The organism is Rhizobium favelukesii (genome assembly GCF_000577275.2).
Lineage (GTDB): Bacteria > Pseudomonadota > Alphaproteobacteria > Rhizobiales > Rhizobiaceae > Rhizobium > Rhizobium favelukesii.
Genome location: NZ_CBYB010000011.1, coordinates 1 through 25,746 on the forward strand (window position 1 = coordinate 1; position 25,746 = coordinate 25,746).

Sequence of the window (25,746 nt, forward strand, 5' to 3'; positions counted from 1 at the left end):
TAGATACGCCATCAACTGACGAGGATTATCAAAGCGCCTGACATCGCCGATTTCGACCACAAAGGTGACCGCTGTCATGAACGCGACGCCGCGCATCGCCTGGTAGGCGGCCACAACCGGGGCCATTGACCAGGATGCCGCGGTTTCGACGACCAGCTTGGTCAGCCTGTCCAGACGCACGCCGGCATCCTCGATCGCCTGGCAATATTCCGCCAACAGGATTTGGTGGGCGGGGTGATCGAATGCCTGGCATGCGGATTCCGACGATCGCGCGCATGCATTCCAACCTGATGCCGCGCACTGTTCCGATTTGATCGCGCGCATCTGAGGCGACGGATCGTTGAAGGTAAATGTGACTATGAACTTATCCTGGTCAAGCTGGTGTCGATGAGTTCGTTGTGGACGGCTGAAGATTGCCGCCAACGGAGCGAAGCAGTCCGGCGCCGCGCTTCCCAACGCGCCGTAGGGGCCGGTCTGCTTCGCGGGCCGCGCGTCCGACATTCTTTTGGCCAGGATATTTTCCACGGTTTTAGGTCCGGCCCTTTTCAGGTCTGTATTTCGGCCGATTGGCGCAGACGACGCATGGACTCGCCGCTCATTTCAAGCCTGTGAGCGTTGTGAACAAGACGATCCAATATTGCGTCGGCGTAGGTGGGGTCGCTAATTTTTTCGTGCCATCTGGCCACGGGGAATTGGCTGGTGACGAGCGTCGACCGGCGGCCGTATCGTCCCTCGAGGATCTCCAGCAGATAGTGGGGAGCATTGCCGTCGATGGGCTGAAGCCCGTAGTCATCGAGGATGAGAAGTTCGACGGAGCCGAGACTTTTCAGGCGCGCTGCGAGGTTGCCAATGCCGCGGGCCTGCTCGAGGCTCTGCAGCAATGCCGGCATCCGGACGTAAAGGACCGAATGATTGTCGCGGCAGGCCTTGTGTCCCAAGGCGCAGGCCAACCAGCTTTTCCCAATGCCTGTCGGACCGACAATGGCGCAGTTCTCGTGCTTTCTGATCCAGTCGCCCGCAACCAGCAGGTCGAGTATGCTGCGATCATATTCGCGTGGCGCACGGCGAATGATATCCTCGGGAACAGCAGGATGGTGCAGCTTCGCATTGCGAAGCCGTAGCGCAAGACGTTTGTTATTGCGCCAGGTTGCTTCCTGATCCAGCAGCAGCGCCAGCCATTCGCCATGACTGAGGTTGTCGCTGTCTTCGTTATCGGTAAGTCTTGCGAAGGCCTCTGCCATACCGGCAAGCCCCAGCTGCTGCAGCAGGTTGAGGGTGGGATGTTTGAGCATTTCTATTCCTTTCAATGGTAATATCCGGAGCCGCGGATGTTGGAGTGCTGGATCGGTTCCTGCTCGATGCGCTCGGACTGGGGGATGCGGTCCAGTTCCTTTTCGAGAATGGATTTGATGCCGGGATAGTTGAGCACCTGGAATTCCAATGCGCGCTGCGCAGCCGCTTCAAGGCGATCGGCGCCAAAACGCCTTTCCAGGCCGATGATGCCGACACATGCACGGTATCCCTGTTCCGGATGCGCACGCTTCTCAATGATCCGATCAACGAGAACGCGCAGCATGGGTCCGATCCGGGTTGCTTCACTGCGTATCTTCGCCGGCGTCCATTCGCGATACCGCTGATGGTTTGGCGGCATATGCACGGAAACCGTCGTGTGGCGGCCGTTGCTGCTGCCACGCACATGCGCGGCAATTCTGTCCCCACCGAGGAATATTTCCACCGTGCGAATGGTGTATCGAACCTCCACCTCGCTGCGAGCAAAGCGGTAAGGGACGGAATAAAAGTGCCTATGGAGTTCGATATGATAATCGATACCGACGCGACAGCGACGCCATTCCGCATGCACCCAGGGCTCGGCAGGTAGCGGCTTCAGGTTCGGGGCATCCAGTTCCTCAAACAACGCGCGCCGCGTCTTGCCGTACTGGCGTATCACCCGTTCGTCATTGAGCCGGGTGATCAGATCGGTGATTGCCTTGTTGAGATCGGCGAGGCTGGAAAAGGTTCGGTTCCGCAACCGGCCGAGAAGCCAACGCTCTACGATTCCGACGCAATTTTCGACTTTTGCCTTGTCGCGCTGTTTTCGCGGGCGTGCTGGAAAAACTGCCGTCCGGTAATGTCGCGCCATATCCGTATAGGACCGATTGACCATCGGATCGAAGTGACAAGCCTTGATCACCGCGCATTTGGTGTTGTCGCTGACCAGAAGCTGCGTCACCCCACCAAAAAACCTGTAGACTGCGTTGTGCGCCTCGATCCAGTCGGGCAACTGTTCGCTCCACGTCGCCAGCGCGAACGATAGGCTGGACGCCCCCATCACCGCCACGAAGATATGTGCATCCCGCACCACGCCGGTTTTGCGGTCGATGACAGCCACCCTGTCACCGGCATAATCGACAAACAGCTTCTCGCCGCCTGCATGGCTTTGCCGCATCACCAGAGGCAGCCGGCCATGCCAGTTTCGGAACAACTCACAAAATCTCGAATACCGGTACCCATTGGGATCCCGAGCAATGTACTCCTCCCAGAGCACTTGCAACGTCACATGCTTGCGCTTCAATTCGCGCGCGACAGCAGACCAGTCCGGTTCGGACTGCTTCCGGCGCCCCGCTTTTTTACCGGGTGTCCCGTAAAGGCGCTGCTCCAGCTCGCTGTCACTGATCGCATCCGGTAAAGGCCATGTCAGTCCTTCCCGGTGCAATCGCTTCAACGTGTCGCGGACCGAAGTTTCCCCGACGCCTAATTGCTTGGCAATGGCGCGGTTCGAAAGACCGACATCCAGCTGCAGTTTCAAAATCTCGCGCACCTGGCGCATCATAAGTCTCCTCGTCGGCAATTCACTTCTCCATGGCGATGTTTCCACCTGGAGAAATAACCCCAACGATCGGGCCTCACGACATCTTCCTACTGCGCGCCATCATCTCGGAATGCTGCGCGGATAATTGTCGGAATGGTGCGCGTCATCATCTCGGAACGGTGCGCGCGATCAAATCGGAATAGTGCGCGCGATGAACCCGGATTCCGCAGCCTGGCATGCCAGCCATCGTGTATGAGCACGCGTCCATGGCTTGCGACCGGTATAGATGCGGCCGTGACGCAACAAGAAAGATTGAATCTGCTGGCGCGCCTGCTTCAGCGCGTCGCTGGCAGCCTCGCGAGCCCGCACCAGGTCGCGGATCGCCTCATGGCCTTCATCCGGAACCCAGACCGCCGTCAGTTCACCCGCCCGGTGCAGGCGTGCCAGGCTTACGGCATCCCGGCGGTTTGTCTTCACCCGGTCGCCCGCACGCTTGGGAACCAGCGACGGTGCCACCACCACGCAGTCGTGCCCCAATTCGACAATCTGGCGATAAAGACCGTAGCCGGTCGGGCCGGCTTCATAACAAAGTGAAGCTTCGCTCCAGCTTAGAAAGCTTGTTGACCATCGCCGCCACCGACGCCGGCTCCGACGAGATGTCGCCGAAAAACCGCACCTCGCCGTTACGCTCTCCATCGGCAACCGCCACTGAAATCTTCAGCTTCGACGTATCCAAGCCGATGAAAATTACGCTATTCTCTTTCATGGTTCGCCCTCGCTAAGCATGGGGCTCGGCTCCGGCCAATCCAGAGCAACCCCCGATTCTAGCTTACCGCGGGGGCGGGCCACGCTCACCCCGCGAACATACGGTCTAATCCATCCTCGAGGAAATTCGCAGTGGCAGGTCACGGGTGACAGAGTCAGTTATGCCAGTGCGATCGGCCAGTCCGGTTTTGGCTCAGAGCGCTTCCCCCGTCCCACGAGCTCATCGCTCATCCCAGGAGGTCCAGCATCTCGACAGATAGATAACGACATCGGTGCTTAATTGCCTTGCTTATTCAGCGACGTACGCTACAGGACCTTTGTGGGCCGCGCGGGCGCGGACCGCGTCGCCGAACGCGCGGAATATGCGTGCCGATATCTCATCGGTGCTTATCCAGTATTCGGGGTGCCACTGGACGCCTAGGGCAAAAGCCGATGCGCTCCGGAACGACACTGCCTCAATAGTTCCGTCCTCGGCCCGGGCCTCAACTTCAAGCCCTTCCCCCAACCGGTCAATAGCTTGGCGATGGAGAGAATTCACAATGATATTGTCTGCACCGACAACGCTGGAGAGGCAGCCATCTGGCGTAACGGATAAGACTTGGTGAATTGCGTACCGCTCGTCGCGGTTATCGCTTTGCACCTCCCGGTGATCAAGGCTCCCAGGCCGCTCTTGAATTTCCGTCGCAAGTGTCCCACCGAGTGCGACATTCAATTCCTGAAGCCCGCGGCAGATCGCAAGCACAGGAAGCCCTTCGGCAATTGCCTTGAGGATTAACGGCAATGTGGTCGAGTCCCTCGCAGGATCGTAGGGACCATTTGCTTGACTCCGGTCACCGCCATAGAGTGATGGATGCACATTTGACCCGGAGCCCGTTACAATCAGTCCGTCAACAGCGGCAAAGAGTTGATCGAAGTCAAGTCTGTCTCCAACTGAAGGAACGATCAAAGGAAAGACCCCTGCGCCTGCAACCGCCGCCTCGATGTACTGCAAAGGGGTCGCCTGCCAGAGATATTTGTATAGCTCCACGACATCCGCTGAAATGGCAACAAGCGGCTGACGATTCAGTGGGTTGCCGTCCGTAGATCCGGTCGCATACATCCCGCCCCGTAAGTCTTTGCTTTCCCTCATTTCGGCCTCCTCATATGGGCCTGCTCCGTTTAATTCATTCTTGCACGACACGCAACATTTGTTTTACCGCGGGATGTGCCGACGTATGGTAAGTTTGACGCCAGCACCAGTCCTTGGGTCGTTCCGAAGTAAAACATTCGGCCATCGCTGTCATAGCGATGGCCGAACCTCTGACTCGTCCGAGCAATCCTCTTGTCGGGCGCTACGCTTTCCTGAGATTCCACATGGGGATGATCTGTGGCATACCAATGAGGCCGGTCAGCGCTTTTCTATGCGCAATTGGCTGGGAATTTTGACCAAGCCTCATGTCGCCGACAAAATCCCACCATACAGTTTGCATCTGCCGAGCCAGATCCTTGCGTTGGTCAAGTGTTTCAACGTCTGCCCATTTGTCCCGTAACGCTTCATACTCAGCGGATTTCGGCCAACCGTACCAGGCGTCGTCACCGCTCGCGACCAAGAAAGGCGAGCCGATGGGATTTCCAAGGGCGTAGTCTGACTGGTCAGAAATGAAGAGACTCCAGCCACCATTGTCGACCGGGCGTTTGCTAGACCGGCGCGTGGCAAGTTCACTCCAAGCCATCGGAGCAAGCTCTGCATTGACTCCAACTTTCCGTAGGGTGTCTGCTAGCAGTTGGCAGGCGCTACTTGCTGCCAATCCCAAGTCAGTCGGTTGGAGAATGAGAACCTTTTCGCCCGCATATCCGGCCTCCCTGAAGAGCTGCTTGGCCTTCTCCGGATCCCCTCCCTTCTTGAACCATCCCGTATTTGCATCATTTGTGTAAAGCGTGGAATGTCCGAAGATGGATGTGACGGTGTCACGGTATCTTGGATCCGGGAACAGGATATTTAGGAACGCTTCCTGGTCAATCAGATGGAGTAAGGCCTGACGGGCCTTCACATTGTTAAACGGGGGCTGCAAGAAGTTCATCCGCAGGACATTGTTCAATCCCCCTTGGTTCAGGTCCCGAACCTCAAGGTTAGGATCGGCATCGATGACTGACAGAAGATCAACTGCCGGACTGTCGAGGAGATCGACCTCACCCGCTTGAAGTGCTGCTAGTGCAGTCTGCTGGTCGGAAATGATATTCCAAACCACGCGATCTACGTTCACTATCTTGCCGCCGGCCAATCCGTCAGAAGCTTCCTGGCGCGGTACATATTGATCGTTGCGATCATATGTAAAGCTGGCGCCGGGCCTAGCAAGTTCTTTGTTGAACTTGAATGGGCCCGACCCAATGTTTGAGGTCACCTGCTCAGTGGCAGGGAGCGCGGCGTCTTTTTCACGCATCATGAATGGCAGTGGCGCAGTGACGTCCCCTAGAATATTGATCAGCAACGAAAGAGGTTCGTTGAGCGCTACAGTGAAGGTGCGTTGATCCTTCGCAGAGATGTCTCTTGCCCGCGCCATGATCAATTTTCCACCGGGATGGACTTTTGCCCATCGGCGAAGCGATACAACACAGTCAGCCGCAGTAACTGGAGTGCCATCGTGCCACGCCAAACCATCCCGCAGTTCGAACGTATAAGTCCTTTTGTCCTCGGAAACGCCCCAGTTGCCCACCATTTGCGGGTGAGGCATGAATTTCGAATCAAGGGCAAACAATGTGTCGTAGATTGCCGCGCCATGATTAGCGGTTACGCCGGATGTGGTCCAAATTGGATCATAGACCTTAAGGTTGTCCCTTACCATACGGATCGTTAGAGGTTCGGCAGCCGCTGCCTTAGAGCGCAGGACCGATGGGGTCGAGAGAGCCGCTCCGGCGGCCAGGCTCACTTTGAAGAGTTCGCGTCGAGAGATTGTCATGCTTCGGTTCCCTTCTTTATGTGTTGTTACAAGCAATTAGCGTGGCTTTGTAGCCAGTCTTGCTCACGACACGATGTCGGTCGTCACAGCTACCATTCCACAACCGAACTTGCAACATTTGTTTTGTCCGTTATTATATGCTTCACTCGTATCATCTAGCAAGATACCCTCGATCGAATAGGTCAATTCCTGCGCTGAGGTGTTGCCCGGGTGTTTTGAGACGGACCCACCGGCTGTGATTTTGCCCAGTCCACAACCAGAGGAAGCAAAACTAGCTTAGTCGATCGGAAACACTGAGGTATCCGGCATTCGCCGACTGTCATAATAGGGGAGCCCTATCAATCCCGCTCTGCGGAGGGCGCCAAGATCCCATGGGAAGTGAATAGCGGCCGGCGCTCTGGCAGAGTGAGGCTGCAATAACGCACTCACCTCATAGGAGACGCCGTCATGGAAGCTGGAACTTCCCAACCGCATACGCCGACCGCTATCCGCACTGATCTTGCCGCAATATTCGTATCATTGGAACTCTCTCGCTCAACCTGGCTGATCACATCGTTGTCGCCGGGAAACGGCGAGAAGATGTCGAAGCACACGGTGGCTGGCGGCGATGTGGCGGCATTGCTGCATCGTTTTGCTCAGCTCCAAGAGAAGGTGCGGTCTTGTACGGGCAATCAGGTTCCGATCGTGAGCATTCAGGAAGCCGGACTTGACGGCTTCTGGATCGATCGTGTGCTGAAGGCGAACGGGATAGAAAGTTACGTCGTCGATCCAGCCTCGATCGCAACCTCGCGCAGGCGCCGGCGAGCGAAGACGGACAAATTGGATGGTGAGGCGCTGGTTCGAGCGCTGTTGGCTTTCAAGCGCGGCGAGCCGCGGGTGTGCGCCATGGTCAATGCGCCAAGCCCCGAGGAAGAAGATCGCCGTCGTATTTGCCGGGAGCGCAAGGTTCTGATCGCCGAGCGCATCAAACATGTCAATCGCATCAAAGGCCTGCTCTTCGGTCAGGGCATGAGTGGTTACGAGCCGCTGCGCAAGAACCGGCGCAAGCAACTGGACGAGCTTCATACGGGTGATGGCCGTCCTTTGCCGACCCACCTCAAAACTCAAATAAGCCGTGAACTTGATCGCCTCGAATTGTTGCTAGAGCAAATTACAGCGGTGGAGAACGAGCGGGATACGCTCCCGGCGGCGCAAAAGGACAGCGTGGCGGCCACGCTGATCCCGGCTGGGGCGATGCTGTGCGACATCAAAGGCATTGGTCTAGAATTTGCGGCTGTTCTCTGGACCGAATGGCTGTTCCGCCATTTTGACAACCGGCGACAGGTTGCTGCGTACGCGGGGCTGGCACCGACACCCTGGCAGAGTGGAACCATCGATCACGAGCAAGGCGTCTCGAAGGCGGCAACCCGCGCCTGCGCGCCACGATGATCCAACTGTCGTGGTTGTGGTTACGCCATCAGCCGCAATCAGCGTTGAGCCAGTGGTTTACGGCTCGCGTGCAATCCAGCGAAGAAGAGTACGATCGTGGCGCTGGCACGCAAATTGTTGGTTGCTCTATGGAAATATGTGACCGCCGGCGTTGTCATCGAGGGCGCTGCGTTAAAGACGGCCTGACAATCCATACAAGCCAAATTCCGCAATCTTCCAGGCGCGATCAATCCTGGCGGATCCAGAGGGACGAACCGATCCGCGATATGGCTTCAAAAGCCGCTGCTAAGAATGGTCTCGTCCTCCTGAGCCTTTGCCGCAACGCAAGCGGGATCATGGTGAGCCGCCCAGCGCGGCAACCGAATGTGAGTTTGAACCGGCAATGGAAACAGGCCCGTTCACGCGAACAGGCTCAACCTTGGATGCCGAAAGACCGAACCGAAGGGAAACATGCGATGGACCATTAAAAGTTCTTGACCCGAAACTTCCCATGTGAGCCGCTACGCTACGTGGGGTCGCCTACGCGCTTACGGATCATCAGCACTTCTGCATGTTCGACATCGCCGTGAACCAAGGAATGCCGAGGATACCGGTTCAGCGTCCTGCGGCATGAAACATGGCCCCGTCGAGACCTGCATGGGGCGTTAAAAGAAAAGTCTACGCTCCGATTTGGTTAAGCGCTTCCCGCCCTCCGGTGTAACAACAACGGTTTCGCTAAACGGCAGGGCACGCGCGGAGGTATACATGTGGAAGACCTGGTGTTCCTCCAGTTGCCAGTCGCTGTCGGCCAGGAAAACGCGCGTGAAATCACTGGTGCGAGGAGGACACTTGAGGCCGAGCGTATAGCCAGTGATGCCGGTGTAGCTGTCGCGCAGTCCAGCCGCCAACATTCCTTCGCGCACTACGCGGTCGACGTCCCTTGCAGATACGCCGGGCTTCATGGTGCGGAACTGCTCGTCCTGAATCCGGACCATCGTTCCCGCTGTCCGGATTTGCTCATCGGTCGGCTCCCCGATTACTTTCGGGCGCATCAATCGCGCGGTGTAGCCGCGAAAGTGCGGGACCGGCTCTACAAATACGATGTCCCCTTTCTCCAACACGCGGTCGCTGAGCGACGCGTGAAACGATGTCGAAGGTCCCGACGAGATGACGGCGACTTGTGCATCGTCCGCGCCACTGCGCCACGCTTCGCTTGTCATGGCTGCGAAGACTTCACGCTCGTTGACACCGACCTGAGCTGCGTCGAAGGCTGCCGCCGCTGCTCGGTCGCAGATCTCGGCGGCTACCTTGAGGCAAGCAAGTTCGAGCGGGGATTTGACGAGCCGCATTTCCCACATGACACGGGAGAAGTCGACCATCCTAGCATCCGGCAACCGGCTTTCGAGCTCCGATGCCCTATTCACAGTAAGGAAGTGGCTGTCGCGTTCAATGCCGATGGTGGAGGTTGCAAAGCCGCGAGCTTTGATCGTGTCGGCCACAACCTGGATCGGATTTTCGTTATCGGAAAATGCCACGCAATCACTGAACCGACTCGCCTTGCTAAAGCTCGGAGAGTCGAGGTCGCGGATTACTGCGACCGGCTCTTGGTCAAGGGGAATAAGCAAAGCTTGGTACATGGCCGCTGTTGACGAGTATCCACTGAAATAAGCCCTGTGTTCACGTTGGTCCACAATAAGGAGATCGACGTGGCGCTTGGCCATGACCTCTCGCAATCCTGCGAGGCGGGAACGAAATTCCTCGGGTGGAAAGGGCGGGGGGAACAGTATTGGCTGTGTCATCAGTTCATTCCTACATTGTCTTGCCAAACCGAGGCTGGCGGGAGCCCCGTTCGAAATGTTTTCCGCGCGAAGCTGCATTGCTCCCGCCAAAAAATCACTAAGCGCGACAAGCCGAGAGAGAAGCAGGCCGTCCATCACCATCTGATGATCCCAACATCCTTCTCGATGGTGATCTCAGTTCCAAAAGGCGTCGACAGCTTCTGAAGACGTTCCAGAATTGATCGTGCTTGGGCCGGAGGCGCAAGACGTGGGATACCGCGGTTCGCAAACCTCTTCGAATGACCTAGTTCGATCGGGTGGAGTTTTAGTTCAACAAGTGTGTTTCCCTCGAACCGGCTTGAGGTCACAACACTTTCGTAGAAAAGCGGATCCTTGAAACCTGGGGCTGTTGCATATCCCGATGCCATTTCGGCGACCGTGACCTCAGCGTCTGTGTCAGCCCGCTCGTCTTTGCCGTAAGCGTCAAACATATCGGCGCCCACGGGTGTCCGGAGGTCATCCATGATGAAGTTTCCAAGGCTGTAGAAGATTGGCCGTCCCTTGTAGATTTCTATTCCGCGCAGTTGGTGCGGGCCGTGTACGATATATGCGTCGGCCCCAGCATCAATCAGCGAGTGCGCGAACGCTCGTTCGTAATCAGCCGGTTCCTGGCTCCAATTTCCCGGCTCGTGTCCGTGGTTCGTTGCAATGCAGAAGTCAGAGAACTGTTTACCCCGTCTTAGATTGCGCAAGATTTGAGCAACGTCTCCGGGATGGGGCTCATAGCTGTAGCCTGCTTTCTCACCGGCTTTGTAGGTCACACCAGCAACCTCAACTCGATTGTCATCCGCAAGATCGCGCACGTAATTTGGTAGGGAATCGCGTATCTCCCTCAGGGTTATAAGCATCTGGGGCGCCACGACCACGCTCCGTGCCAGTCGAAGTGCATTAAGGCCTGGTCTGCCCGGTGCCTCGCCGGCGGGATTACATGCCCGGGACATCGGCGTAAACGTCGTTGCAAACGACACAAGCGCCACCCGGCCACGCGGACTTTCGACAAAACGAGCGGCGCCAGTTTGCGAAAGGTTTTCACCGACACCTGCATAAATGATTTCGTTCTGGTCGAGCGCCCGGGAGGTCGCTCGCATGCCTTCAACGCCCCAATCGAACGTATGATTGTTGGCGTAACTTACGAGCTTGAACCCCATTGCCTTCAAAGCAGGCCCCACAACTGGCAGGCTGACGTGGTACGCACCGCCATATTCCGCCTCGGGACTTCCGGTGAAATATCGGCTGTCAAAGATGTTCGTTTCCAAATTGCCAAACGTAACATCAATTCCTTGCAGAAGTTCGGCCACTTCGCCGAACCCCGGGCTGTTGTTTTCTGTAATCGCTCGAGACAGGATTAGGTCGCCCACGGCAACTAAAGTGAAACCGTCTGCTACGTTCGTCGCAAGCGAACCCACGGAGTCGTAGTCGCTAGCCTGTTGTCGGAAGACATTATTTTCTGCCGGTTGGTCCACTATATTTCTTTCTTCCGTGTTGGTCGTTGCCTGTCGGCATCATCACCAGCGCAGCGGCTACTCCACAGCGACTGCGATGTGATCCGCCGCAGACAATTGGTCGTTGGTGCCACACGCCGGAGCGCGCACATGGCATGCCACTACTCGACCGTCCGCCACCGAAACCAGCGACGGCACTTCAACTCGGCACCGTTCGACCGCGAGCGGGCAGCGCGGGTGGAACGTACATCCGGACGGTGGATTGACGGGGCTAGGTATCTCCCCTTCAAGGGGCACCTGCAGCCGAACCCGCTCCGGGTCTGGTATCGGTGCAGCCGCGATCAGCGCCTCTGTGTATGGGTGAACTGGATTGGCAAAAAGCGCGTCGCACGGCGCCAGCTCCACAATCCGACCGAGGTACATGACCGCCACGCGATGGCCAATATGTTCAACGACACTGAGGTCATGCGAGATAAAGACAAAGGCGATACCCATCTGCTGCTGGAGATCCATCAGAAGATTTAGGATTTGCGCCTGCACGGATACATCAAGAGCCGAGACTGCTTCGTCGGCAATGATGAGCGACGGTTCGAGGGCCAACGCACGGGCGATACCCAGGCGCTGCCGCTGGCCACCCGACATTTCTGACGGAAGTCTGTGCATGATCTCCGGCGACAACCCGACCTTTCGAAGGAGGTCGGCGGCGAGTGCTTTGCGGTCCTTGCGGCTTAGCCGTTCGAAGTTCTCGACAGGCTCGGTGATGATCTCTCCTGCGGTCAGACGCGGGTTCAACGAAGAGAATGGATCCTGAAAAACCATCTGCATCCGACGCCGCGAAACTCGAAGAGCATCCTTCTTTAGTCCGGCAATATCGGTGCCGTCGACCAGGACCCGACCACCCGTCGGATCCACCAACCGCATCAAGAGCCGCGCGACTGTTGACTTACCGCAGCCGGATTCGCCTACAATGCAAAGAGTTTCCCCGGGCTCAACGGTAAACGAAACGTCTTCGACCGCCCGGACCACCGGGATTGTCTTCTTCAGGAAGCCCGCACCGAGGGGATAATGCTTGGTCAGATTCTCGACTTTAAGCAAAGGACCACTCATGCGCCCAATACCTCCTCGGCTCGCCAGCATGCTGCAGAATGGCCAGGCCTGACGTCACGAAGGCTCGGCGCTTGTTCACGGCATATTCCCGTCGCAAACGGGCAACGAGGCGCAAAACTGCATCCTACGATCGGCTCGCGCAAACTGGGAACGATTCCAGGGATTTCTGCTAGTCGCTGCTGCCGCCCACGTCTGGGATCGGGCATGGATCGCATAAGGCCCTTTGTGTAGGGATGCAGAGGATAGTCGAACAAATCCTTCACCGTAGTCTGCTCAATGATCCTACCCGCATACATGACGATCACACGCTGACACGTCTCTGCAACTACGCCCAAGTCATGTGTGATCAGCATAACCGCGGTACCCATGCGCTCTTTCAGGTCGACGATCAGTCTCAGGATCTGCGCCTGGATAGTGACGTCTAGCGCCGTGGTTGGCTCATCCGCGATCAGTAGCTCGGGTGAACAAGCGAGCGCCATGGCAATCATGGCGCGCTGACGCATCCCGCCTGACATCTCATGGGGGTAGTTGTACAAGCGCCGCTCGGGATCGGCAACGCGCACCATGCGAAGCATTTCAAGGGATTTTTCCAACGCCTTCGAGCGGGAAGCACGCGTATGAATTTGGACAGCTTCGGCGATTTGACGACCGACGGTGTGAACCGGGCTCAAACTTGTCATAGGCTCCTGAAAGATCATGGCAATACGGTCGCCACGGATCTTTCTCATTTCCCGCTCCGAGAGATTGATAAGGTTGCGCCCTTTGAAAAGGATCTCACCACCAACGGTCTTTGCTGTGCGTTTTGGCAGCAAACCAAGGATTGACAGGGCGGTGACACTCTTCCCACAGCCCGATTCACCGACCACGCCAAGTGTTTCGCCGCTGTTCACCTGAAAACTAACGCCGCTTAGAGCACGTGTAACGCTCTCCTCACCATAAAAGTGGGTCTCAAGGTCGCGAACATCGAGAAGCAACTGGCTATCTATGTTTTTCTGCATTTTCATGTCAGCGTCTCCGCTTGGCACGGGGATCAAACATGTCACGCAACCCATCCCCAAGCAAGTTGACGGCAAGAACGGTGACGGCGAGACAGATGCCTGGCGCGAAGATAGTCATGGGAGCGATGCCGAGAAACAGGCGAGAGCTCGAAATCATATTCCCCCAGCTGGGAATCTCGGGAGGCACGCCCACGCCCAGAAAGCTGAGGCCGGCTTCTGTGAGGATTGCATCCGCACATACAATGGCGCTCTGAACCATAAGAGGTGGGATCGTGCTCGGAAGGATATGGCGCCACAACACCCTCGGGAGGCGCGCGCCACCGCAAAGTGCAGCCTCGACGTAGGGTCGTTCTCGAACACTGAGAACTACCGAACGAACCAACCGCGTCACGCTTGGCAGTTGTGGGATCGTGATGGCGACGATGAGGATACTAACCCCGGGACCAGTTAGAGAAATGAGTGCTATAGCAAGCAAAATTGTCGGAATAGACATCAAGCCGTCCATGATCCGCATAACGACATTGTCAAAACTCCGACTATAACCGGCGAGGATGCCGATCAGGAGCCCGGCGGCAGAGGCGAAAGTCGCCGAAAGCAACCCCACTATGAGAGAAATGCGGGCACCAAAGATAGTTCGAGCAAACACCTCCCGGCCCAGGTGGTCGCTTCCAAACCACTTCTCAGGTGAAGGCGCCTGCAGACGAGAAAACGGGTCCATGTTTACTGGATCGCCTGCGTACAACGGTGCGGTAACCGCCAGAACCACCAATACCGTCAATAGGCTGCCACCTACAAACACGAGTGGATGCCGCCTGATTAGACGAGGAAGATGAGCATTTCGTAGCCGGGGCGCCAGCACGGGTTCAAGCTGAGCAGAGAGTGTCATATCAGTACCGAATACGAGGATCGACCAGGGTATAGGAGAGATCAACCGCAAGGTTGATCAGCACGTAAAGGCCCGAAACAAGGATTAGAACGGCCTGAATAATGGGATAGTCACGATTGTTGATCGCATCGACTACCAGGCGACCAACGCCGGGGATGTTAAACACGGTCTCGGTAATAACGACCCCGGATATCAAACCCGCCAAACTCAAGCCGATGACGGTGAGGATTGGCACTCCGGCATTCTTCAGGGCGTGGTGAAAAAGCATGGCGTATGATGACGCGCCCTTTGCCGCAGCCGTTCGCATGTAATCTTCCGACAGTACTTCGAGCATGCTTGATCGCGTGATCCGCGCGATGAACGCCACATAGCCAACACTCAGAGTCAGCGTCGGCAGAACCAGGTGCACGAACCAAGTGCCGGCGCCACTGCTAATGGGCGCGTAACCTTGAACGGGCAACCAATGAGTTGTGATTGCAAAGTAGTATACGAGAGCATACCCGATGACGAAAACCGGAACAGAAAAACCAACCGCCGCAAATCCTGCGAGAGCGCGATCGATGACGCCACCGGCGCGCCATGCAGCAAAGACGCCGAAGTACACTCCTATCGTTACAGAGGAAATGATTGTCATGAAGGACAGGCATAGAGTGGGCTCTAGTCGGTCCGCGATGAGCTCAACGACCGGGCGCCCCGTAAAGATCGAAGTCCCAAAGTCCCCGCCGAGGATGGAAATCGCCCAACGTACGAACTGAACTAGCAGCGGATCGGCTAGTCCCAACTGTTCGCGGATGCCGGCGATCATCTCCAGGGTAGCCGCGTCGCCAGCGATTATCGCTGCCGGATCGCCGGGCGCTAGCCTGAGCAGCAGGAAGACGAAGACTCCAACCATCACCATTACAGCGATCGCCGAAACCAACCTTCGAAGGATGTAAATGCCCATTGTTCCTTAGACCTTTTGCATGTTCCACTTGGCGACAGGTTGCAGAATCTAGAAGACTCCGGAAGGCGCCTCGCTTCTCGCGGATACGAACTGACCGAGTCGAATGTCGCCAACGAAATTCCACGGATCCCATGCCAATCTCGATCAAGGACTTTGCACTTCGATCGGCCCAAATTGGCTATTTGGCCCAGAGTGCTTGATATTCGCCCCAAACCGCGGCTTTTCCCACCTGCATCGAGGACAGAGCCCCGTTGGCGATAGTTCATATCGTTGGTGATGAAGATTCTCCAACCTTCCTAGATTGGACCGCTATTGGCGCGGCGTCTTCGCGTCGCGAATAATCATGTCGCAGCTCCTCCCAGCTTTTTGTTGCGACGATCTTCCGAAAAGTTCGGATAGGTTAACGTCGCGGACGTTAGCGTCCCACCTTATGTACTCCAGCTTACCCCGATGTGCAACATATGTTTTATTTTATGATTTGCAGGTCAAACGTTGCATTGACTCCTTGACCTCGTTGCGTTGCTGCGAGACCAAGCTCGATGGACTTGCCGCTCACGCCGCGCTAGCTGGCCGGGGCAGCCGACCTGCACTGTGCCGATGAAGGTATGGCCGTTCTGTGCCACGGCGCGGGTCGATGTTCTGATCGGAACACACGAATCCCGCCCATCACAACGTGGCAATGGTCGGGACTATCCCGCGAGAGCAAGGGCACCGCCTGCTTAAATCTTCAGCATACTCCACATAGGGATGATCTGCGGCATGCAGATGACTCCGGTGAGCGCTTTCCGGCGTGCAACAGGCGAGACGATTTGCCCAAGCCTAATGTCGCCGACAAAGTCCCACCAGACGCGTTGCATCTTTCTGGCAAGTGCCTTCCGCTCCTCCAGCGTATTAACCTTTGCCCAGTTGGCCCGGAGCGCTTCGTATTCGTCGCTCTTCGGCCATCCGTACCAAGCTTTTTTGCCGCTAGCCACGAGGAACGGTGTGCCGAGGGGATTTGCTAGCGAGTAGTCGATTTCATCCGTGATGAAGACGTTCCAGCCACCGTTCTCAACCGGGCCTTTGTTCGCTCTGCGCGCGACCAAGCCGCCCCAGTCGCTCGGCGCCAGTACAGCGTTGATCCCAATTTTTCGCAGCGCAGACGCAACAATTTGCGACGCATCGTTGAACTTCGCTACGTTGGTAGGCTGCAGAATTACGATCTTCTCACCAGCATATCCCGCTTCGCTGAAGAGTTGCTTGGCCTTTTCGGGGTTGCCACCCTTCTTGAACCACCCTGTGTTCTCATCGTTCGTCATCGGAGTATTATTGCCGAATATGGAGGTGACCGGGCGACCAAATTTTGGGTCCGGAGCCATTGCCTGCAAGAGTGCTTCTTGGTCGATCAGGTGAAGCAGAGCTTGACGTGCTTTGACGTTGTCGAAAGGCTTCTGCAGGAAGTTCATACGGAGGCAAATGTCATCCCCGCCTTTGTTGAGAACTTCGAGTTCCAAGTTTACATCATTCTCGACTACTGAGTACAGATCCACAGGAGGCCCCTGAAGGAAATCAATCTCACCGGTTTGTAGCGCAGAAAGAGAAGTCTGCTGGTCGGCGATGTTGACCCAGATCACGCGATCAACCTTGACGACTTTGCCACCAGCCAGCCCATCGGCAATCTCGTTGCGTGGTACATATTTTTCATTCCGATCATAGGTGAAGCTAGCGCCGGGTTTGGCGAGAGCTTCATTGAACTTGAACGGACCTGACCCGATGTTCGTTGTCACCTGCTCGGTAGCAGGGCGGCTTGCATCCTTCTCTCGCATAATGAAGAGGCAAGGCGGCGTCAGGTCCGCAAGTATGTCGATCAATAGCCCCAGCGGCTCCTTCAGGGCGATGGTGAAAGTCTTGGCGTCGAACCGTGAGACGTCATTGGCCAATTCCATGATCAATTGGCCGCCCGGATGAACCTGTCCCCAACGACGGATCGAAGCTACACAGTCGGCGGTAGTGACAGGTGAACCATCGTGCCATGCCAGGCCATCGCGGAGCACGAACGTGTAGGTCTTTTGGTCTTCGGAAACAGTCCACTTCTCCACCATCTGCGGACGCGGTTCAAATTTGGAATCGACCGAAAAAAGAGTGTCGTAGATTGCCGCCCCGTGGTCGGCCGTAATATTCGCCGTCGTGAATATGGGATCAAAAACCTGAAGATCGCCAGTTTTCACCATCCGGATAGTCCTTGGATCGACACCTGCGGCCTGTGCCAGCAGGATGGATGGGATCGTCAAAGCAGTCCCGGCTGCCATGCTGACTTTGAAGAGATCGCGTCGAGAAATTTCCATGCTTTAGGTCCCCTTTTGAACCTTTGGCCGCAGGCGCGGCGGTCCCAGGCCTCTGAAATCGGATCTTTTGACAATGCAGGCGCTTTTGCTCCGCGTTGCCAGCGCCGAATGAAACATCTATCGAAATGCCGAAACTATGGCAACATGTGTTGTAATATGACGAGAGCGATTCATTCGTCTCAAGCCAAGTGAAAGATCGGCGAGTAGACGCGTCCCTTGTAGCAACGATCCTGGTGTTTGCTGAATGCTGGTTTGGGGCAGAAGCCATGGTCGTCTGTGCCGAAATTGCGAAGATCGCAGAGCACGCGTCCGCCAAGATGAGTGCAGTCATCAGAATAGCCTCTTTTTCTCTTTTTCGCGGCAACGGAGAGACCTGGGAAGGCGTCTGAAGTCGTAGCGCTAACCTTGTCCAAATCGCAGCAGGCCAGCGCTCATACCGGGCATCTCAAGAATGGGCATCCTGAGTGGGCTGGGTAGATCCCCGTCACCTCAAGCGTGCAAAAGGTCCCAACAGTACCGGATCGCTAGCTCTGTTGTCGGGAGCAGAACATTGTCAGAGGCCCCAAAAGTAGGTGTGTGAACGCCGGACTCGTTGCCTGGCTCTTTGCTGCCGAACCAAAAATAGATCGATGGCACGCAGCTTGAGTAAAAGCCGAAGTCATCGCTGCCAGCGCTCGACGCTCCTTCAACATATTTGTCCTCGCCCACAGTTTGAACGACAAGCTGTCGGAAATGTTCGACCATGGCGCGGTCGTTGACCACAGGGGGCTCGCCAAACTGAGAACTGAATCCTGCCGTGCCCCGATGCATCGTGGCGACACCTTCGGCAACCTCGCGGACGCGTCGGACTAGGAGTTCCCGCCGCTCGGAACTGGCGGTCCGGATCGTACCCGTCATCTTGACGGATGGACAGATGATGTTCGTCGCTTCTCCGCCATGGATCGTCCCGATTGTCACGATCGCTCGATCGTCTACCGGCATTTCGCGGGAAACCACCTTCTGAACCTCGTTGATGAACGCGCCAGCGATGGCAATCGCGTCCACTCCCGCATGTGGTTTCGCACCGTGGGCCATCGTTCCGGTAATTTCGAGCGTAAACTGGTCGGATGAATTCGTCACAGCGCCCGCCCGAGCACCGTAGGAGCCCACCGGGATATCCGTCCGGACATGAAACCCGACTGCGGCGTCGAAGCCGTCGAGCAGATTTTCTTCCACCACCGTACGACCGCCGAGCGGCTCGGCTTCTTCCGCCGGCTGGAAGAAGATTCGAATTTTTCCGGAGAAGTTTGTTCGCATTCGGTGAAAAGCAAGAGCCGTTCCCAAGGCAATCGAGCCGTGCATGTCGTGGCCACAGGCGTGCATTATACCCGACACTTGCGACGTATAGGGCAGGTCATCGCGGTCTTCCTGAATCGGTAGTGCATCGATGTCCCCGCGCAGCGCGACCGAGCGTGCGGGACCAGGTACTGATCCTTCTATATCAATGTACACGCCTGTTTCGTGAAACGTTTTGGCGCCTGTTACGCCGAACCTTGCCAGCGTCTCGATAATCCGCTGTTGAGTTTTCCACTCAGCGTTTGAAAGTTCCGGCTCGCGATGCATGGCGTGACGCATCTCGATAACCGCATCGCGCTCTATCTCGGAGAGCAGGTCGTTTATGAGTTTCCTCATTTGTGAACTTCCCCTACTTTCGCTTTGTTATGAACGCAATTTGCCGACGTTTACCGGCAGCGCCTTGCGAAGTGCATGAAAGAGGGTGCAACGCAAAAGCCGGGGATTCTGCCGGCTTTTGGTACCCTCGCGAGTCCGACTAGCATCTCGCTGACGTATACCGGTGACCCTTCGGAACCTCTCTCGTCTACCGTCCCCGGGGCAGCAGATGTTAAACCTCAACGGGAAAGGCGAAAGTGGCTTTGACGCGATCCATCACAACCATTGTCTTGAATCCCTTGATATCGGGGTTCTCATAGAAGAAGCGACGGGTGAACTGTTCATACCCCTCCATGTCTTTCGCAGTGACAACAAGTATGAAGTCGGCATCTCCAGTTACATAGTAGCCAATCATTACCTCCCGGGTATTTCGAACCTCACTTTTGAATCGGTCGACGATGTCAGCTCTCTCTCGTTCAAAAGAGACCAGAATAATCATCGTAATTTGTCGTCCGACTGCTTTGGGCGATACGATCGACACATCCGCTTCGATAACTCCTTCGTTGCGCAACCGCTTTAAGCGACGTTGGCATGCTGTCGGAGAGAGGTGGACTGCCTCTGCAAGTTCTTCTGAGCTCAGGCGATTATTCTTCTGAACTGCCTCAAGAAGCGCCACATCTATGCGATCTAGCTCGATCATTGCGATATCCTGTGAAGCGGCATGGGCTTCCAGACCAAAGCTTTTTCGTTCCGCCTAACAAAACGCCTAACTCATGGATCCGCGGCCATAGTCCAGAGTTTCAGTTAGTGGCCGCTCCGTCATTACTGCTGCGACAGCTTCGTCTATCGGGGTTTTATAGGTCAGGAGGATGTAGCCCAATATGGAATAGAACCCGACTGTCGCCATGAGGTCGATGACAGCTTGCGTCCCGATCGCGGCTGATAGCGCTCGTTCGAGACTTGCGGGCAACCGGAAGCCATCGAAAAGCGCATCAACGGCCCGGGCAATTAGTCCATCTTCCCCATCGGGCGAGCCGCGCATAGCTTGAATTCGTGCATCTGAAATACCAAGAGATCGGGCACGGCTAAAGTGATGGGCCCACTCATAATCCGAGCCCATCCGATGGGCAGTTCTCAAGATAACGAGTTCCGACCGAATGGCCCCTAAAGCGCTGTCTTTGACGATATGCTGGCGCAGCGGAGCCCAGGCCTTCAACAATGCTGGATGGTGCGCCATTGTTCGGTACACGTTCAGCGTTCCGGCAAAACCTGCCTTCATATCGGAAATTTCTGTGGGCCACTCTTCGTCGGTAAGAGGCGGACAGGGAGATATTGTTGGACGGGAGGCATTCATGACAAAGCTCAACTCTCAATGGCCGCAGTGATCGCCGCAGCGAGGCGTTCGACGATCAGGTCGATCTGCTCGGGTTTAACGATGTAGGGCGGAGCCAGCAGCACATGATCGCCTTGCTTACCATCCATGGTGCCACCCATCGGATAGCACATCAGGCCCCGCTGCATTGCCTCTGTCTTAATCTTCGAGTGAATTTTTCGAGCTGCATCGAACGGTTGCTTCGTGTCTTTGTCCGCGACAATTTCCACTCCACGAAACAGACCCCGGCCACGGATGTCGCCAACGTAAGGGGATTGGCCTAGTGCCGCATCAAGTCCAGCCTGAAGCCGATCACCCATCTTTACGACGTTGACCATCATTTCCGGGCGCTTGAGGATCTCGATCACCTTGCTGGCTGCCGCCGCAGCGATCGGATGCCCGATGTAAGTATGTCCGTGCTGGAACAGCCCCGAACCTTCCGCAAATGCGCGATAGATATTTTCAGACAGCAGCACCGCTCCGATTGGCTGGAAACCACCGCCCAAGCCCTTCGCAATGGTCACCAGATCGGGAACGATTCCTTCCTGCTCCAACGCGAATATCGTTCCGGTGCGGCCCATCCCGCACATGACTTCGTCGAGGATGAGCAAGATCCCATACCTGTCGCAGATCTCCCGCACCCGCTTGAAGTAGTCAGCAACCGGCCCCACGGCGCCCAGCGTCGCACCAACTAAAGGTTCCGCAACGAATGCCATGATCTTATCGTCTCCCAACTCGATGACCTTAGCCTCCAGTTCGGCGGCGAGCCGTTCGGCGTAAGCCTCCGGTGTTTCACCAGTCTGCATGTCGCGATAGGCGTAGCACGGTGAGACATGATGGGTTTCAGGCAAGAGAGGCTTGAACTGTGCGCGGCGCCATTCATTTCCACCGGTTGCCAGCGCTCCAATTGTGTTTCCGTGATAGCTCTGCCGACGTGCGATGATATGGCGTCGTTGAGGCTGGCCAACCTCCACGAAATGCTGGCGCGCCATCTTAAGCGCGGCCTCGACCGCTTCGGATCCGCCAGAGACCAGGTAAACATAGTCCAGACCCTCAGGCGCGAGCTCAACAAGCTGCTCAGCAAGCTGTTCAGCGATATCGGTGGTGAAGAACGAAGTATGAGCATAGCTGATGCGCGCCATCTGCGCCTTCATCGCTGCAAGCACTTCCGAATGGTTGTGGCCAAGGCAACTGACAGCGGCGCCGCCTGACCCGTCTATGTACCTTCGACCCTCGCTGTCCGTGATGTAGATGCCTTCGCCCGCGACGGCCTTGGGCAGATTCGTACCGATGTTTCGATGAAGGATTTTAGTCATATAAAAATATCTCAGCTGCCCGATTAGCCGGGACCGGCGCGTTCGAATATTGAATTGCAGATTTTGCTCGACTATGCAACAACCGTTTTATCATAAAAATTTTGATGCATTTGTTTTTATATGGTGATGTGAGCGTTATATGGTGGGAACCGCCTCTGGTGATTTGACTTTTCTATTCGCTGGAGAGAAGGTCCGGGTGAGTTATGGCAGCTGATGATGTGAGGCAAATGTTGCAAAAAGGCCCTTTGCACGCTCGAATTATCGAGCGGTTTGACGATATGTCGCAACAACTGCAACAGGCGGCTCGCCATATCTTGGAGCATCCTCAGGAAGTCGCGCTCGTGTCGATGCGAGAATTGGCCCGTAATGCGGGCGTGCAACCCTCGACGATGACGCGATTAGCGAAGTTTCTCGGATTCTCCGGTTATGAAGACTTTCGGGGCCAGCATGCTGACGTCATTCGGGTGAGCGTGGAGGGGTTTGCCGCTCGTGCGTTGCAGCGAAACGACGGGGCCGCAAACGGGGAAGGACTGGCGCAACGTATGTTGCAAGGCCTTTCTGCACAAGTTGCTCGTCTCTGTGAACCAGAAACGCTGATGCGGCTCAACATCATCGCCGAGCGCCTAGGCGAAGCCAGGAGAATTTACGTTCTGGGGTTGCGATCTTGCCATTCGGTGGCTTGGCATTTCCACTACGTCATGACATTACTTGGCGAAAAGACTGTTCATCTCGATAGCCCTGCCGGCACAAGCGGCGATGCGCTTATTCGCGCCACGAGCCAAGACGTTTTGCTGGCAATTTCGATAAAGCCTTACTCACACCAAACTTTGGAACTTGCTGAAGCTGCTAGGAACAAAGGCGTTGGAATTGTTGCGATCACAGATAGTGAGGTTTCTCCTCTCGTGACCATCGCTGAGAATGTCGTGCTTTTCTCTACGGAGAGCCAAACCTTCTTCCATACTTTGACGCCGGCTCTGGCCATTTCGGAAGTGTTGTGCGGACTGTTGGCAACTCGTGACCGAGTTGCTTCCCTGGACGAGCTTAGACGAGCAGATCAGCATCTTCTGTCGATGAATACATACGCAAGTTCTATCCCGCGCCGGAAGATATGAGCACCCTTAAGCCCGATGACTGATAAGCCCTTAGGCGAACTCGTCACAGCCGGTCGGTAGCTCGAAGTCTCATCACGATCCGTAAGGGGAGATCCCCAGAGACGTCACAGCTGCTGGCGATCAGAGGCACCACGTCCACCTCCCTACATGTCCATTTTGCCCCGTCTTCGCGCCGACGAACCAGCGGAATAGAAGGTCGTATTCCAACCGCTCCATTAAGAGTCGCTCGGAACGGATCGAATAGAAGGCCTGCAAAAGCATGGCACGAAGAAGCTTTTCAGGCGCGATCGATGGCCATCCGATCGATGAATAAAGCGCTGCAAAATCTCGTTCCAGTGAAACGAGCGCTTCGTTCACGATCTGGCGGATAGCCCGTAGCGGATGATCTTTACGAACGCGATCCTCGAGATCGACATAGCTGAAGAGTTCGCCTGTCCTCACATCGCCGCCGCGCATCCATCAGGTCCAAATCGCAATAAAGCGAGCGAATCACGACCAGAGCCTATGCGCCAGTGGCCTTTTCAACAGCCTGCTCGGCGGCTAGACGGCAACGCAACCATTGATTGACCACCTAATTAAGTCAACGGCACGGTCAAGTATGGCCTCGGTTTGAGCAAAGCTGGGTGAAGCGGCGATAACATGACCAATAGAGTCCAAGTAATCGCCTTTTCTGACGACCAGGGTGTTTGGTTTAACATAAAATCTGACCTCATCGACACCAGGTACCGCCGCCGCCCGAATGTCGCCGTCGATCCAATCAAGGATGCCATCGCGATCAGGAACTAGGAACCGCGCGGCTGCAGTGAGCAAATGAGTTGCACGCAAATCGCATTTCTCACCGGTGACGAGATTGATGTGCTCGGTGATGAGATCAACTCCGTAAGCCAGTTGAATCAAACGGGGAGTGGTCCAACCCGGAAGCCGAGGATTAACTTCAATAACGACGGGGCCTTGCTTCGTCCATCGAAATTCAATGTTCGTTGGCCCCCAACTAAGACCGAGGGCTTGCAGACAGTTCAGTGAAACATCGACGATGCGTCTATAGTCATCACCAGTTAGCCGGGCTGGAAAGACGCTTTCGCGAACGACGAAATACGGTGGCTGGTCGAACTCCGCCGCACCAACCGCGATGACCATGTCTCCCATCGTATCAGCGCTATAAGACGGCCCTCGAGCGAATTGTTCGACCAGTATACGAGGCTCACACGGCCATGTGTGCTTTCCACCCAGGAGATAGTTCGTATGTTCAGTTAATTCACTGACGTCGCGGCACAATCGGACACCGCTGCTGCCGCTGCCGACGGCTGGTTTAACTACCACCGGAAAGCCAATCTCGGTAGCAGAATCTTTTACTCCCATAGGATCTGCCGCCAAGCGAAAGGCAGGCATTGGAACTCCAGCCTTCGCGAGACACTGTCGCTGAACGAACTTGTCGCAGGATCGCTCAACCGCTGCGGGATTCGGTCCTGGTAGACCGAAGTGCTGGCAGAGCTTCGCGACTGTCAAATATAACGACTCGTCGCGGCCCGAAAACCCCGTAATGCCGACAATGTCATAGGTCGTCCGTAGCCGAGAACACACGCAAATCAGCGAATCGAGACTGTTCGTATCAACACGGATTGCATCAATCTTCTCCCTTTCCAAATAATGGTATTGAGTTGGATCCGTTGTCAGAGTAATTGGATGAAGATCAAGACGCTGGGCCGCCTGAATGTAGAGCGGACCGTTACTCCTATGACCCTCAAGCAGGATAAGTGCTCTGTTTGCCATTGGCCCCTGACCCCGTGTGCGCAATTCGGAATTGCCACCAGCTCTTACCGGTGGCTGATCTCAGATGCGCGGGAACTTACCATTGTCGAGCCATTTGCGGTTGTGAAGATCCTGTAAAGTTTGAGGATCCACTTCGGCGCCGTGTTTGCTAAGCCCGGCTTGGTCTGTTGTAATACCGTATGTCCGCCTCTGAAACCGTGAGGTGTGGCTCGCCCTACACTGCTCGTTCGAGGTTTGCGGGCTTGCCGAGCCTATCCTCATCACAATAGGACGAGCCGTGTGGGCTTATAGAGAAGCTTTTATCGGAATTAATGTTGCCAAGCTGAAGAATGCCATCGCGATTGCGGATGGCAGTCGCATCGCAACGGAGAGGTCCGTTCTTTCGGTGAAGTTGAAGGCGTCGGACGCGGGGATGCGCCGGGCGATTCAGTGAATAGCCACAAAGTCTAATCACGTGCATTTCTGTTATGAAGCCGGGTCCACCGGCTACGGTCTCTATCGCTTGATCCGATGGCCACGAGTGCACCGTGGTCGCGCCCCTTACTGATCCCAAGGAAGCCCGGTGATCGGGTGGAGACGAACCGCGGAGATGCACTTTCGCTCGCCAGCCTGTTGCGGGCCGGCGAGCTGACCGCGGTTTGGTTCCGGACGAAAGGCATGGGGCCAGAGACGATCTCGTTCGCGCTCGAGCGGCGGCAGTCGAGACATCGCGTGTGCACCGGCAACAGATAAGCGCCTTCATGCTCAAGCACGATGGTATCGATCCGCGCAAGAACGGCTGGACGATGCGTTATCTGCGCTGGCTGCAGGAGCAACAGTTTGATCACCCGGACTCGAAGGAACCGGTCCAACGCCTGGAAGGTGTACTCGAAGAGTTCGTTCCTTTGCCTGGTCGCCGGCGCCGATGGTTCGTGCATTGCAGACATACGCGGCGTGGACCCTGATCGTCGCCGTGACATTCACCACCGAAATCGGCGATATGCGTCGGTTCGAGAGGACAAGCCAGCTCATAGGATATCTCGGCCTTGTTCCTGAAGAACGATCAACCGGAGAAAAAGTCAGAAGGAGTGA

17 protein-coding genes and 5 pseudogenes are annotated in these 25,746 nt (G+C 56.0%); 3 read left to right on the forward strand and 19 right to left on the reverse strand.

Annotated elements, in window-relative coordinates; genetic code table 11:
• From LPU83_RS75640 to LPU83_RS21350, 6 genes and pseudogenes are all read right to left on the reverse strand, one after another.
• Window positions 1-252 (reverse strand): annotated as a pseudogene (locus LPU83_RS75640) (transposase); the annotation flags it as partial.
• A gap of 293 nt (window positions 253-545) precedes the next feature.
• On the reverse strand, window positions 546-1,292 hold the full coding sequence (gene istB, locus LPU83_RS21285) for an IS21-like element helper ATPase IstB (protein ID WP_024318137.1): 747 nt from the start codon (window positions 1,290-1,292) through the stop codon (window positions 546-548).
• 11 nt (window positions 1,293-1,303) lie between these two features.
• Window positions 1,304-2,827, reverse strand: coding sequence for an IS21 family transposase (istA, locus tag LPU83_RS21325; protein WP_037071281.1), 1,524 nt, complete (start codon window positions 2,825-2,827; stop codon window positions 1,304-1,306).
• A gap of 219 nt (window positions 2,828-3,046) precedes the next feature.
• Window positions 3,047-3,575, reverse strand: a pseudogene (locus LPU83_RS21330) (IS110 family transposase); the annotation flags it as partial.
• Window positions 3,576-3,863: 288 nt separating this feature from the next.
• Window positions 3,864-4,673 carry a gamma-glutamyl-gamma-aminobutyrate hydrolase family protein gene (locus LPU83_RS21340; protein WP_051166750.1) on the reverse strand — a complete coding sequence of 270 codons (810 nt, stop codon included), beginning with the start codon at window positions 4,671-4,673 and terminating at the stop codon, window positions 3,864-3,866.
• 232 nt (window positions 4,674-4,905) lie between these two features.
• Window positions 4,906-6,510: an ABC transporter substrate-binding protein gene (locus tag LPU83_RS21350; RefSeq protein WP_157997290.1), complete on the reverse strand. Its 1,605-nt coding sequence runs from the start codon at window positions 6,508-6,510 to the stop codon at window positions 4,906-4,908.
• A 447-nt stretch (window positions 6,511-6,957) separates the two neighbouring features.
• On the opposite strand from LPU83_RS21350, the pseudogene LPU83_RS21375 reads away from it, so the two are divergent.
• Window positions 6,958-8,124, forward strand: a pseudogene (locus LPU83_RS21375) (IS110 family RNA-guided transposase).
• 458 nt (window positions 8,125-8,582) lie between these two features.
• Here the strand turns inward: LPU83_RS21375 and LPU83_RS21385 are convergent.
• The 11 genes from LPU83_RS21385 to LPU83_RS21985 all read right to left on the reverse strand — a co-directional run bounded on the left by LPU83_RS21385 (window position 8,583) and on the right by LPU83_RS21985 (window position 21,793).
• Window positions 8,583-9,857 (reverse strand): M24 family metallopeptidase, encoded by a 1,275-nt coding sequence (locus LPU83_RS21385; RefSeq protein WP_024318143.1) that lies wholly within the window; start codon window positions 9,855-9,857, stop codon window positions 8,583-8,585.
• Window positions 9,851-11,218: a CapA family protein gene (locus LPU83_RS21425; RefSeq protein WP_167546194.1), complete on the reverse strand. Its 1,368-nt coding sequence runs from the start codon at window positions 11,216-11,218 to the stop codon at window positions 9,851-9,853. The genes LPU83_RS21385 and LPU83_RS21425 overlap by 7 nt, the downstream gene beginning before the upstream one ends.
• A 57-nt stretch (window positions 11,219-11,275) precedes the next feature.
• Window positions 11,276-12,304, reverse strand: coding sequence for an ABC transporter ATP-binding protein (locus tag LPU83_RS21435; RefSeq protein WP_024318145.1), 1,029 nt, complete (start codon window positions 12,302-12,304; stop codon window positions 11,276-11,278).
• Window positions 12,301-13,308, reverse strand: a complete 1,008-nt coding sequence (locus LPU83_RS21485; RefSeq protein ID WP_024318146.1) for an ABC transporter ATP-binding protein — start codon at window positions 13,306-13,308, stop codon at window positions 12,301-12,303. The genes LPU83_RS21435 and LPU83_RS21485 overlap by 4 nt, the downstream gene beginning before the upstream one ends.
• A gap of 1 nt (window position 13,309) precedes the next feature.
• Window positions 13,310-14,188, reverse strand: a complete 879-nt coding sequence (locus LPU83_RS21695; protein ID WP_024318147.1) for an ABC transporter permease — start codon at window positions 14,186-14,188, stop codon at window positions 13,310-13,312.
• 1 nt (window position 14,189) lies between these two features.
• On the reverse strand, window positions 14,190-15,131 hold the full coding sequence (locus LPU83_RS21700) for an ABC transporter permease (protein ID WP_024318148.1): 942 nt from the start codon (window positions 15,129-15,131) through the stop codon (window positions 14,190-14,192).
• A gap of 719 nt (window positions 15,132-15,850) precedes the next feature.
• A complete protein-coding gene (locus LPU83_RS21705; protein ID WP_024318149.1) occupies window positions 15,851-17,455 on the reverse strand; it encodes an ABC transporter substrate-binding protein in 1,605 nt (534 codons plus the stop codon).
• Window positions 17,456-17,944: 489 nt separating this feature from the next.
• Window positions 17,945-19,069, reverse strand: coding sequence for a M20 family metallopeptidase (locus LPU83_RS21760; protein WP_231052388.1), 1,125 nt, complete (start codon window positions 19,067-19,069; stop codon window positions 17,945-17,947).
• Between the two features lie 268 nt (window positions 19,070-19,337).
• Window positions 19,338-19,805, reverse strand: coding sequence for an Lrp/AsnC family transcriptional regulator (locus LPU83_RS21780; protein ID WP_024318151.1), 468 nt, complete (start codon window positions 19,803-19,805; stop codon window positions 19,338-19,340).
• Between the two features lie 66 nt (window positions 19,806-19,871).
• On the reverse strand, window positions 19,872-20,384 hold the full coding sequence (locus LPU83_RS21850; protein ID WP_024318152.1) for a carboxymuconolactone decarboxylase family protein: 513 nt from the start codon (window positions 20,382-20,384) through the stop codon (window positions 19,872-19,874).
• Between the two features lie 83 nt (window positions 20,385-20,467).
• Complete coding sequence (locus LPU83_RS21985) at window positions 20,468-21,793, reverse strand: aspartate aminotransferase family protein (RefSeq protein ID WP_024318153.1); 1,326 nt, start codon at window positions 21,791-21,793, stop codon at window positions 20,468-20,470.
• 227 nt (window positions 21,794-22,020) lie between these two features.
• On the opposite strand from LPU83_RS21985, the gene LPU83_RS22090 reads away from it, so the two are divergent.
• Window positions 22,021-22,905 carry a MurR/RpiR family transcriptional regulator gene (locus LPU83_RS22090; RefSeq protein WP_024318154.1) on the forward strand — a complete coding sequence of 295 codons (885 nt, stop codon included), beginning with the start codon at window positions 22,021-22,023 and terminating at the stop codon, window positions 22,903-22,905.
• A gap of 171 nt (window positions 22,906-23,076) precedes the next feature.
• Here the strand turns inward: LPU83_RS22090 and LPU83_RS22095 are convergent.
• Window positions 23,077-23,361 (reverse strand): annotated as a pseudogene (locus LPU83_RS22095) (transposase); the annotation flags it as partial.
• Window positions 23,362-23,445: 84 nt separating this feature from the next.
• Entirely contained in the window at window positions 23,446-24,675 is a 1,230-nt protein-coding gene (locus tag LPU83_RS22235; protein WP_024318156.1) for an ATP-grasp domain-containing protein, read from the reverse strand.
• Between the two features lie 277 nt (window positions 24,676-24,952).
• On the opposite strand from LPU83_RS22235, the pseudogene LPU83_RS22250 reads away from it, so the two are divergent.
• Window positions 24,953-25,746: pseudogene (locus LPU83_RS22250) on the forward strand (transposase); the annotation flags it as partial.